The organism is Streptomyces sp. NPDC046859 (genome assembly GCF_040645135.1).
In the GTDB taxonomy this organism is placed as follows: Bacteria; Actinomycetota; Actinomycetes; order Streptomycetales; family Streptomycetaceae; genus Streptomyces.
In genome coordinates this window covers 20,896-31,979 of record NZ_JBEYXR010000022.1, presented here as the reverse complement: position 1 = coordinate 31,979, position 11,084 = coordinate 20,896, and the positions used below count along the sequence as shown (strand labels likewise).

Genomic DNA, 11,084 nt, shown 5'->3' with positions numbered 1-11,084 from the left:
ATGGACGCCGTGTTCGAGAAAGTGCTCCGCGACCACCTGCCCCGCCTCCAGGAGCAGCCGCTCACCGACGACACCCCGCTGCGCGACCTGGGGCTCGACTCCATGAAGTCGGTCGACCTGCTGTTCGCCATCGAGGACGAGATGGACGTCTCGCTGCCCGACGACGACCTCAACGAGGACACCTTCGCGACCGCCGGCTCACTGTGGCGGGCCGTGGACGACGCGCGCACCTCCGAGGCGGCCGCGTGACCGCCACCTCCACCGCACCCGCCCCGGTCACCGGCACAGCCGACCAGGGCGGGGCCCCTCTCCTCCTCGCACCTCTGGTGGAGGAGGCCGCCCAGGTGACCGCGGCACACGCGCACCGCACCGACACCGAAGCCGTGTTCCCCGTCGAAGCGCTGGAGTCACTGCGCCGCACCCGGCTGCTCGGCCTGCTCGTGCCGGCCGCCGAGGGCGGACTCGGCGGCGACCTGAACGACGTGCTCACCGCCACCCGGCGCCTGGGCCGCGAGGACATGTCGCTCGCCATGGTCTTCGCGATGCACTGCCAGCAGGTGGCCGCCCTGGTACAGCACGCCGACGGCAAGCTGCGCGACGAACTGCTGCCCCGGGTCGGGGCGGGCGAGGTGTACCTGGCGTCGGTCACCACGGAAGCCGGCAAGGGCGGCGCACTCCTCACCGCCACCGCCCCCCTCGAACAACGCGAGGGCCACCTGCTCCTGGACCGCTTCGCGCCGATCGTCACCGGCGGCGCCCACGCGGACGGCTTCCTCGTCACCATGCGCAGCCCGGACTCCGAGAACGAGCACGACGTCTCGCTGGTGTACGCCGACCGGAGCCAGCTCGAGGTGGCCTCCGCCGGCGGCTGGGACCCGCACGGCATGCGGGCCAGCCACAGCGGCGCGCTCCACCTGCGTGGCACCGTTCCCGGCCACCAGGTCGTGGGAGAGCTAGGCCGCTTCCGCGACATCGTCACGCACACCTTCGGACCCCTCGCTCACCTCGGCTGGAGCGCCGCCTGGCTGGGCACGGCCGAGGGCGCGCTGGCCCGTACCGTCGGCATGCTCCGCTCCGCCCGGACCCGCGGCGGCGTCTCACTCGACTCGGAGCTGCTGCTCACCCGGCTCGCCCGGGTACGGCACCGCCTGGAGGCCGTCGCCGCGCTGCTGGCCCACACCCTGGACACGGTCATGCACGAAGACGTCTCCCGGCCCCGCGTCCAGCTCCTGGTCAACGGACTGAAGGTGACCGCATCCGAGCAGTGCCACTCGGCGGTGCAGGAACTGGTGGACGCGGTCGGGCTGCGCCACGGCTACCTGCGGGATTCACCCGTCGCGCTGGAACGTGCCCTGCGCGACCTGCGATCGGCGAGCCTCAACTTCAGCAACGACCGGCTGCTGCTGGCCGACGGCAAGCTCACCCTCCTCGACGCGGAGGTGCGCCTTGCCTGAGGTCGTGGAACTCCTCGAGCGCGACCGCCCCGTGCCGGCGGCGCGGCCCGCTCCGGCCGGCCCCGGGTCCGGACGCGAGCTGTGGGCACGTCTGGGTGCGGCGGGGGCCCTGCCCGGGATCTACCGGGAGGGACTGCCCGAACGCGGGGTCGTCCCCGACCGGCTCCGTGACCTGATCGTTCGCGTCGAGGCGGACGAGGGCACCGGTCCCCTGCTGTCGGTCTGCGTCCAGGCCGCCACCGTGCTGCCGCTGCTGGCGGAGGCGGGCCGGCGCGGGCCAGCCGCGGCGGACGTCGCCCGGCGGATGCTCGACGGCCTGTCAGTCGTGGCCCTGGCCGCCACCGACAGCGGCCCCGGCTCCGACCTCACCGCCCTGACGACACACGCCGAGGAGACGCGCACCGGGACGGTGCTGCGCGGCACCAAGCGCTGGATCACCAACGCGGTCCACGCCGACTTGCTTCTCGTCCTGGCCCGCCGCCGTCCCGGCCCGCACTTCACCAACTTCACCTGGTACCTCGTGCCGGCCGACGACCCGCAGGTACGTGTCGAGGCGGCACCCGGCCCGTACTTCACAGGGTCCGGCACCGGACACGTCCACCTCGACGGCGTACCGGTGCTCGCGGACGGGCCGGTCGGCGGCGCGGGACGAGGACTGGCCCTTTTCGCCCGGCACATCGCGGTGGAACGCCTCGCCGGCGGCCTGTGGGCGGCGGCGGCCTGCCGCCGGGCGCTGGCCGACACCCGGGGCCGGCTGGCGGAACGCGGCCTGTGGGAGCAGCCCGCGATCCGCCAGCGGCTCGCCACCGCTCTGGTCCGCACCCGCCAACTGGAGACACTGGTGGAGGCGTTGGGACCCGCCGTCGCCGCCGAGCACGACCACACCGCTGCCGCGCTGGTGAAGGCGGCGGCCGGGGAGACGGCCGACCACGTCCTCGACGTCTGCGCGCACCTGTGCGGTGCGGACGGCTTCGCCGCCGCGGGCATGCAGCACCGGCGCACGGAAGCCGCGCTGTTCGGCATCGCCGGCGGCAGCACCGAGACCGTCCTCGCCACCGTCGCCGACCAGGCGGAGGCACTGCTGTCCCGGCCCCGCGGGGCGGCGTCGTGACTGCCGCCGCGGCCCCGGCGCGCCCCGGCCCGGCGGGCCGACACGCCGCTCCCGTCACCGTCGAGGCGGCGCCCGGCGTCTGGGTGGCCTGGGCGCGCGCGGCCGCCCCGAGCGCCCACCCCGCCGACCTGGCGGACGTGAGCGGCCGGCCGCGGTGGCGGCGCCGCCAGTCCCTCGCCGCCCGGGGACTGCTGCGCGCCCTGCTCGCCGAGGTGTGTTCCGGAACCGAGGACGTCCCGCTGACCGCCGGCGCCCGCGGCCGGCCCGTGCTGGAGGGGCTGCCCGGCCTGGGGGTCAGCCTCTCCCACGACGGCGCGGGCGACGCCTCGGGTGGTGACCTGGTGGCCGCCGCCGTGGCCCCCGGCCGGCGTGTGGGCGTGGACGTCCAGTTGCCGCCCGGCCCGGATCTGCCGCCCGGCCTGGTCCGCCGGTGCCTGCGCGAACGCGCCGCCGAACTGTCCGAGTTGCCGGCCGACCGCCGCGCCCTGGAGTTCGCCTGGGTGTGGACCGTGCAGGAGGCCTGCGTGAAGGCCGACGGCACCGGTATCGCCGGCCGCCCGTGGTCCCTCGACATCCCGGTGCGGCCCAGCACCGGCACCCTGGGCGATCTCACCTGGATCGCCCTGCGTCACCTCAGCGTCCATCCCGTGAGTTGCGCCTTTGGAGAAGCCCGTGCCCACTGAAGCACTGAGCTGCTACACCACCAACCTCAACGAACACCTCGGTCTCACCGACCCCGCAGCCGAGCGGCGGCTGGCGGCCGGCTTCACCCTCTCCGTCCGCCGCGACGGCCTCGACGGCACCCTGGCCTTCAGCCACCACGACCGAGTGGCGCCCGACTTCGGCTACCGCGGCGCGCGCCGCTGGGACGACACCCTGTCCGCCCTGCGGGGCGAATTCGCCCGCCAGGGCGACGTCCTCGCCGTGGCCAACTGCCGCAACCTGCCGTGGAGCCCGTCCCACCTCGTGCGCGACGTGCCGCACTGGCTTCGCCTCGCCGCCCGCGACGGCGACCGCTGGCTGGTGGTCGACGACTTCGACGCCCTGCTGCCCGAAGGCCACCAGTCACCCCACCGGGGCTGGGTCGACGAAGCCGAACTGCGCGTACTGCTGGCCCCCTTACCAGCACTGGACACCGTGCTGCACCAGCGTGACATGTACGCCCTCGGCGGCGGCCCGGCCTGGGTGCCGGACCCGGGCAACCACCGCTGGCTGGAGCACGGCGCCGGCCGCTTCGATCCATGCCCCGGCGACTGGGTCCGGGGCACCGCCGCCTCGCTCGCCCTCCTGCGCGACCTGCTGCCGTCCGACCCGGAGGCACTGGTGCGCTACGCCGAGGACCTCTGGGCCGCGGCGCGCCACCACCAGTACCTGCACCGCGCCGAGCCGGCGACCGCCGCCGCGTGGGGCGAGCTGTCCCGCTCACTGCGCTACGCCGCCCAGTCGGCGGCACGCGGCCGGCCCCGCGCCTCGCTGGTACGCACCGCCTTCGACCGCATCCTCACCGCGATCGGCCCCGCCGCCGCGGCCGCTCCCCGCCCGACCGCCGTGAGCGCGGGAGCGGCCCGGTGACCGCCCGCACCGGGAATCACCCCGGCACCCTGCACGCATGGTTCGCCGCATCGGCCGGACGCCACCCCGACCGCGTCGCCCTGGAAGCCGACGGGCAAACCCTGACCTACCGGGACCTGGACGAGTACAGCGCCCGCATCGCGGCCGGCATCCTCCAGGCCTGCCCCGGGCCGCCGCGCCGCGTCGGCCTGCTGGCCGGCCGGCGGCCCGCCACGTACGCCGGCTACCTGGCCGTACAACGACTCGGTGCCACGGTCGTCCCGCTCAACACCGCATGGCCCGGCGCCCGCAACGCCTCCGTAGCCCGCCGTGCCGGGCTCGACCTGGTGCTGACCGACGGGACCGGGGAGGCCCGCGGGCTGCACGTGCCGTTGCTCGACCTGGCCGACGCGGCCGACAACTCCGCCGACGGCTCGGCTCCCCGCTCCGGTGAACCGGGGGCGCCCGCCTACATCCTGTTCACCTCCGGCAGCACCGGCGCCCCCAAGGGCGTGCCGATACTCCATGACAACGTCGCCCCCTACCTCGCCCATGTCATCGACCGCTACGAGGTCGGGCCCGGCTCCCGACTCTCCCAGACCTTCGATCTGACTTTCGATGTCTCGGTATTCGACATGTTCACCGCGTGGGGCGGCGGGGCGACCCTCGTCGTCCCGAGCCGGGACGAGATCCTGGCACCCGTACGGTTCGTCAACGACCGCCACCTGACCCACTGGTGCTCCGTCCCATCGGTGATCTCCTTCGCCCGCCGGATGCGTGCTCTGCGGCACGGCGCCATGCCGGGACTGCGCCACAGCCTCTTCGCGGGGGAGCCGCTCACCCTCCAGCAGGCCCAGGCGTGGCAGGCGGCGGCACCGTCGTCGCGGCTGGAGAACTTCTACGGTCCGACCGAACTGACCATCACCTGCTCGGAGTTCGATCTCGACACCGACATGGGCAACTGGCCCGCGACCGACAACGGAACGGTGCCGATCGGCCACGTCTACCCGCACCTGGAGCACCGCGTCCTCGACGCCGCGGGACGGCCCGCGGAGGAGGGGGAACTGTGCGTGCGAGGGCCCCAGCGTTTCCCCGGCTATCTGGACCCCGCCGACAACACCGGACGCTTCTGGGACCTGGACGGTGACCGTCCCACCGACCCCGCTACGGCGCCACCCGGTTCCGCCGCCCGGCCGACGGGCACGGTCCCGGCCCGCATGTGGTACCGCACCGGCGACCGGGTCCGCCCGGTCGGCCGGAACGGACTCCTCCATCTGGGCCGCCTCGACCACCAGGTGAAGGTCGACGGCTATCGCGTCGAGCTCGGCGAGATCGAGTCCGCGCTGCGCGACCAGCCCGACGTGCACGACGCCGTCGTCCTCGCGCTGCCCACCGCGCATGGCGGCACCGAACTGCACGCCGTGTGCACCGGTGACGACCCCGCCCCCGACACACTGCTCGCCGCACTTCGTGACCGGCTGCCCGCCTACATGGTCCCCGCCTTCCTCCACGTCCGCCCCGAACTGCCTCTGAACGGCAACGGCAAGACGGACCGAGCGGCCCTCGCCGCCCTGCTGCACGACTCCACCGCATCGACACCGGTCAAGGAGCTCCGATGACGAGACACCACGCTGGCCGGCCCGTAGTCCTCGTCGGCGCCCGCCCCGCCGAGGGTTACACCACTCTGGCCCGCCTGGGGATCCCCTTCGTCTGGATCGTCGACCCCGGCGAGCCCCTGCCGCAGGCCGGACCGGGCGTCCTCGCCGTCCACCGCGCCCCCTACCGCGACGACCCGACCTCCCTACTGGAGGTGCCGCTGCCGCGCGACACCGCCGCGGCCATCTCCTTCACGGAGTTCGGCCTGCTCCCGGCCGCCCTGCTCTCCGAGGCGCTGGGGCTGCCGTCGGTGTCCGTGGGCGCCGTCCTGCGCACCCGGGACAAGCTCGTCATGCGCCGGGCGTTGCAGGCCAGCTGCCCCGGCCCCGCCTTCGGCATCGTTGGCGAGGACGATCCGGGCGCGGACGACTTCCCCCTCGTCGCCAAACCCGTCCGTGGCGCCGGCAGCCGGGGGCTGCGCTACGTCAGCACAGCGGCCGACTACCCGGCCCTGCGCGAAGAACTTCGCGGCCTGCTCTGGGAGCGCTACATCAGCGGCCCCGAGTACAGCGTGGAGGCCGTGTCCGGCGACGGCTGCCACCGCATCCTCGGCATCACCGCCAAGCGCACCAGCGGACGTCCGCGCTTCATCGAAATCGGCCACGAGACCCCGGCCCCCGTCGACCCGGTCGTACGCGGCCGTATCGAAGAATGCGTACGCCGCTGCCTCGACGCCCTCGGCGTCGACCGGGGCGCCAGCCACACCGAGGTCAAGGTCGAGGACGGCCAGGTGCACGTGATCGAGACGCACACCCGAGCCGGCGGCGACCGCATCCCGCTGCTGACCCAGCTTGTCACCGGGCTCGACCAGTACGAGCTGGCCATCCGCTCGGTCCTCCCCGGCGCGGCCGCCGCCGAACCGAACCCCCGGTTCACCCACGCGGCCATCCACTACTTTCCCTGGGAGGACGCCGTCCTCGCCGGCCATGCCGACCTGGACCGCTGCCGCGCCCTCGACGGCTTGGTGGAACTGGAGATACACGCGCGCCCCGGCGACCACCTGCCGGTCTGGCAGCACAGCCACGAGCGTCCGGGACACGTCGTCGTCGGGGCGAACAGCCGCGACGAACTCCACGCGCGGGTGCTGGCCGTTGAGGAAACGCTGAGCCCGGTCCTGCACCGCCCGTCCGATCCCGTGTCCGACGCGCCCCCACTGCTACCCGTCGTATGAGGAGTCACCCCATGGGCCTTCCCGCACCCACTGCCACAACCCTGCCGCCAGCCTCCGGCAGCAGCCCCCAGCGCGGGCCGCGCGCCGACCGCGACACCTTCTGCGCCGCTATGACCCACCTCCCCAGCGGCGTCAGCATCATCACGACGCAGAGTCCGGATGGCCCGCTGGGCTGCACCGTCAACTCCGTCATCTCGCTGTCCGCCCAGCCGCCCTCGCTTCTGGTGTCACTCGCGAACACCAGCCGCACCCTGCGCCACGCCCTGCGTACCGGCGGCTTCGCCGTCAACGTCGTCTCCTGGCAGCAGCGGGAGCTCTACCGCCGGTTCGCCCAGGGAGACCCCTTGCGGCGCTTCGACGGCGTCCCGCACACCGTTCGTGACGGCCAGCCCGTACTGGCCCACACATCCGCCGTGTTCACCTGCACCGTCGAACGGTCAATCGAGGTGGGCGACCACACGCTCCTGGTGGGCAGCCCCATCGAGGCGACCCACGACGGGGACGCCCACCCCTTGGTCCTCCACCGCCTCCGCGCACACCAACTCGACCCGCACGCATGACGCACCCGGGAGGCCGGTGCGGGGCGGCGCCCGCGCCGCCCGGTGGCCAGCGCGTCACGGACGGCGGCACCCGGGCCGCCACGTGCTGTTCCGACTTCGTCGAGGGCCAGCACCACACCCCGACTCTGCGACCTGCTGAGGGGGACACCGGACCGGTACACGCGATCCCGGGGCCGGACGGAAGCCCGTACGCGACCGCCCCTCACACGCGGTGGCCCCGGCCGAACCTGCTGCGCGCACCGTCGGCAGCCGGGCGCGCCCTGCGCGAACGCCTGCCGATGATGTTGGATGATTCCCAGCTTTCGCTGCAGGCCCGGCGGGAGCTCGAGGGCATCCGGTACGCAATCCGCCTTGCCGAGGCGTGAAAGGGGAACACCAGTGGGTGTCTCGCGGACGTAGCCCACTTCCTGTGGGAGGCCGGCACGTTGAAGACGGCCCGGCGAACGGGTTGGTGGATGGCGGGCGTTCGCGACCCTGAGAGCGTCGCCGAGCACGCCTGGCGCACGTCCATCATCGCCTCGGTCATCGCCACCCTGGAGGGCGCCGACGCCGCGCGGGCCGCACACCTGGCGGTATGGCACGACTCGCAAGAGACGCGCACAGGCGACGTGAACCACCTGGGAAAGAGGTACGCGGCCCCCGGGCGACCCGGTCGCGGTGACGGCAGACCAGACCGCCGGCATGCCCGAGATCTTGCGCAATGCGATCCGTGCTGTCGTCGCCGAGTACGAGGCGCGCGAGACACCCGAAGCCATCTGCGCGCGCGACGCCGACAAGCTGGAGTGCATGTTGCAGGGCCTGGAGTACAAGGGCCAGGGATACGAGGCGGCTCAGCGGTGGGTCGACAACAGCCGGGCCCGGATCGTCACCAAATCCGGACAGATGCTCGCCGACCAGTTGCTGGCACAGGCCTCGCTCGACTGGCTGCGCGCGGCCATGGGCGAGCGCGCCTAGCCACGGGAGACCTACACGGGCACTGCGGTGGCGCAGTGGGAACCGAAGCATCTCTGGGCGGCTGTGTCTCTGCAGCGGAGCCCCCAGGTCCGCCAGAGCGGTTCGCTGCACCTCGCTTGACGGGACGGTGAACCGGTCAGAGTTGCGACATGCGCTACATCGCAAACCTGGTGCCTGTAGGCACGCCTCGCTCGAGGCCCACTTCGGCCCGCTGAGGCAGTTCACCCTGGCGAAATTCGAACCATCGCAGCCATCCCGCGCAAACCCGGGCCCTGCACCGCTACCTGCGCTGGCGCAACGGCAATGCCCGCCACCTCGACGTCCTCGCAGCCCAGCGCAGGGAACGCGCCCGCATCCGCAGCGAGAAGGGCTTCCGCTGGGGTGGACGCCCCGTCGCACCCGCAGCCTGACACCGCCTGGCGGCCAGTGACTCAGAAGCCTCGGAAAACGCCGTCGTCGTCGACGGCGCCGACGAACTCCTCGAAGTCCATGTTGGCCCCTGAAAGGTTGTTCTCGATGCTCCACAGTTCGGCTGCCGCAACGCGGACACACCGCCCACGCTCACCTCGCAGGTCCACCACGAGGAGCGGCAGTTCAGTCGAGGCGACAGCTACAGAGTCCGCCAGGACAAGAAGGGGATGCTGGTACTCGGCAGGGATGAGGTCGAGGGCCTGGTCGGGCGTCAAGCCCTCGTACCTCCGGTCATCGACGAGTGCGACGTTGGCTAAGAAGCCGTCCCTGCTGGGCGAGAACAGCGCTGCCTGCAGAGCGTCCCAAGCACCGTCTGCCGAGAAGTCGGTGCGCACAACGAGGGCTTCCGCAGTGCACGGGAGCTGGTTCATGCGCGGACAGTACCGCCAACCCGGTGAATCCGGTCATAGCACTAGCGTCGCAACACCTACACGGGCACTGCGGTAGCGCAAGGGGAACCGGCGCATCCCTGGGACGGCCACCATGGCCGTCCGGGGATGCCGTGTCTGGGTCTCGTTTCACCGCCAGCCGCCGGCGGGTCATGCTTGAGCCGGGTGTCGAACCGGACGGTGAGGAAGGGTTGAGGTTCTCGCTGCCGCGGTAGGCGCGACTGCCCCGGCCTGTCCTGTCGCCGATCGGAGTCCTCATGCCTCCTTCCTCGATCGCTGGTGCAGTCATCGTCCACGCCGCCCGCGTGTTGTTGATCCGCCGTGCCGCCCCGGAGGGTGCTCTGGTGTGGACGCTGCCGTCGGGCAAGGTCGAGGCGGGCGAGGGTCCCTCGGAAGCTGCGGCCCGTGAGGCGTGGGAGGAGGCGGGCGTGACGGTCGCGCCGGTGGTAGTGCTCGGCTCGCGGCTGCATCCGGTGTCGGGCTGGCGGGTGGTGTACGTGGCCTGTCGGCTGCTGGACGGGGTGGCGTATGCGGCGTCGCCGCGGGAGGTGGCTGAGGTGCGGTGGGCGTCGGCGGCAGAGATCCCTGACCTGGTCCCGGGCGGGCTCTACGGGCCGGCGCGGGGGTACCTCGATCGACTGTGAGTGCAGCGACGTCCCCCCGGCTGGCCGTTTGACTGACGGGGCCCTTCGTCTTGGGGCACAGCGCGGCACGAAGCCACGGGCGGGGCGTCTGTCGGTGGGCGCCCCTGCCCGCGTGTTCCCTTTCCGTCCGGCGGCGTGCGGGGGATGAGGGGTCCGCCGCGGTCACTGGTCAGGGCAGATCGGAACGTTCCAGTCGGTGTTGTGGGTGTAGGGTTTCTGGCCTGGTGTGTCGCCGTTCCAGAAGGTGTTGGCGACGGCGTAGTACTGGCCGTTCCACGCACCGCCGATCTTGTACCACCAGCCGTCCGGTGTGGCGCTCTTGATGCTGGGTGCGTACACCCGGCAGATGACCTCCACCGTCGTCATCGGCTCGATCTTCGTGCCCGGGCCGGAGGAGTGGAACGGGTCGGTGAAGGTCGGCGAGCCGTGGCTGCCGCTCTGCTCCGTCATGGTCTGTGGCGGCGTCGGTGACGGCGGGGGCGGGGGTGGGGACGTCGGAGTCGGGGCGGGCGTGGGAGTTGGGCTGGGCGTGAATGTCGGAGTCGGGGTGGGTGTCGGGGTGGGGGTGGGGGTGTCCGGGGTGTGGGGGTAGCGGGCCAGGATGGAGGCGTCGCACAGGGGGGTGCGGGTCTGGTCGGACACGGGGATGAGCGCGGAGTAGACGTAGCCGGCCCACTGCGGGTGCGGGGAGCCGTCCTCCTCGGTGACGTAGAACCAGCGGTGGTGGCTCTTGGGGTAGCCGTCGGGGGCGGTGCCGTCGTCCGTCCAGCACCGCATCGTCACTGGTGCGCCGGAAGGCAGCCAGTCGAGGATCTGACACTCGCCGGTGGTGTCGCCCTGCGGTGCCAGCCCGGGGCATGTGCGGATCTTCACCAGGTCGTTGGGGTCCTGGTCGGGCTTGACGTGGCTGATCTGCCCGTACGGTCGGGTGACCTCCGGTGCCGGGGTGGTGTGTGCTGTGTTGGCGGTCGGGCTGGCATCGTTGTGGCGGTGGGCCGTTGCCACGGCCACGCCAGCGCCGACCACGACGACCGCCGCGAGGATGCTCACGGGCAGCAGCGCGCGCCGGCGAGGAGTGCGCCGGGTGTCGGACGGGGTGGTGCTGTCGGGCACGTACGCTCCT

Annotated in this window: 11 protein-coding genes and 3 pseudogenes; 12 read left to right on the top strand and 2 right to left on the bottom strand. The window is 72.7% G+C overall.

The window, feature by feature from the left end:
• From ABZ899_RS27465 to ABZ899_RS27415, 11 genes and pseudogenes are all read left to right on the top strand, one after another.
• Positions 1 to 249: a phosphopantetheine-binding protein gene (locus ABZ899_RS27465; protein ID WP_361350937.1), complete on the top strand. Its 249-nt coding sequence runs from the start codon at positions 1 to 3 to the stop codon at positions 247 to 249.
• Positions 246 to 1,454, top strand: a complete 1,209-nt coding sequence (locus ABZ899_RS27460) for an acyl-CoA dehydrogenase family protein (RefSeq protein ID WP_361350936.1) — start codon at positions 246 to 248, stop codon at positions 1,452 to 1,454. The genes ABZ899_RS27465 and ABZ899_RS27460 overlap by 4 nt, the downstream gene beginning before the upstream one ends.
• Positions 1,447 to 2,565 carry an acyl-CoA dehydrogenase family protein gene (locus tag ABZ899_RS27455; RefSeq protein WP_361350934.1) on the top strand — a complete coding sequence of 373 codons (1,119 nt, stop codon included), beginning with the start codon at positions 1,447 to 1,449 and terminating at the stop codon, positions 2,563 to 2,565. The genes ABZ899_RS27460 and ABZ899_RS27455 overlap by 8 nt, the downstream gene beginning before the upstream one ends.
• Positions 2,562 to 3,248, top strand: coding sequence for a 4'-phosphopantetheinyl transferase superfamily protein (locus ABZ899_RS27450; protein WP_361350932.1), 687 nt, complete (start codon positions 2,562 to 2,564; stop codon positions 3,246 to 3,248). Before ABZ899_RS27455 ends, ABZ899_RS27450 begins: the two co-directional genes overlap by 4 nt.
• A complete protein-coding gene (locus ABZ899_RS27445) occupies positions 3,238 to 4,137 on the top strand; it encodes a hypothetical protein (protein ID WP_361350930.1) in 900 nt (299 codons plus the stop codon). The genes ABZ899_RS27450 and ABZ899_RS27445 overlap by 11 nt, the downstream gene beginning before the upstream one ends.
• On the top strand, positions 4,134 to 5,735 hold the full coding sequence (locus tag ABZ899_RS27440) for an AMP-binding protein (RefSeq protein ID WP_361350928.1): 1,602 nt from the start codon (positions 4,134 to 4,136) through the stop codon (positions 5,733 to 5,735). Before ABZ899_RS27445 ends, ABZ899_RS27440 begins: the two co-directional genes overlap by 4 nt.
• A complete protein-coding gene (locus ABZ899_RS27435; RefSeq protein WP_361350926.1) occupies positions 5,732 to 6,943 on the top strand; it encodes an ATP-grasp domain-containing protein in 1,212 nt (403 codons plus the stop codon). The genes ABZ899_RS27440 and ABZ899_RS27435 overlap by 4 nt, the downstream gene beginning before the upstream one ends.
• A gap of 11 nt (positions 6,944 to 6,954) precedes the next feature.
• The gene (locus ABZ899_RS27430; RefSeq protein WP_361350925.1) at positions 6,955 to 7,503 is read left to right on the top strand and encodes a flavin reductase family protein; all 549 of its coding nucleotides are present in this window, start codon (positions 6,955 to 6,957) and stop codon (positions 7,501 to 7,503) included.
• 218 nt (positions 7,504 to 7,721) lie between these two features.
• A pseudogene (locus ABZ899_RS27425) lies at positions 7,722 to 7,868 on the top strand (transcriptional regulator); the annotation flags it as partial.
• Between the two features lie 42 nt (positions 7,869 to 7,910).
• Positions 7,911 to 8,457, top strand: a pseudogene (locus tag ABZ899_RS27420) (HD domain-containing protein).
• Between the two features lie 190 nt (positions 8,458 to 8,647).
• A pseudogene (locus tag ABZ899_RS27415) lies at positions 8,648 to 8,867 on the top strand (IS630 family transposase); the annotation flags it as partial.
• A gap of 21 nt (positions 8,868 to 8,888) precedes the next feature.
• Here ABZ899_RS27415 and ABZ899_RS27410 read toward each other — a convergent pair.
• Positions 8,889 to 9,299, bottom strand: coding sequence for a hypothetical protein (locus tag ABZ899_RS27410; RefSeq protein ID WP_361350923.1), 411 nt, complete (start codon positions 9,297 to 9,299; stop codon positions 8,889 to 8,891).
• A gap of 275 nt (positions 9,300 to 9,574) precedes the next feature.
• Here ABZ899_RS27410 and ABZ899_RS27405 point away from each other — a divergent pair, with 275 nt between their 5' ends.
• A complete protein-coding gene (locus ABZ899_RS27405) occupies positions 9,575 to 9,961 on the top strand; it encodes an NUDIX domain-containing protein (protein WP_361350921.1) in 387 nt (128 codons plus the stop codon).
• A gap of 162 nt (positions 9,962 to 10,123) precedes the next feature.
• On the opposite strand, the gene ABZ899_RS27400 is transcribed toward ABZ899_RS27405, so the two are convergent.
• Positions 10,124 to 11,074 (bottom strand): hypothetical protein, encoded by a 951-nt coding sequence (locus ABZ899_RS27400; protein WP_361350920.1) that lies wholly within the window; start codon positions 11,072 to 11,074, stop codon positions 10,124 to 10,126.
• Between the last annotated feature and the right edge of the window lie 10 nt (positions 11,075 to 11,084).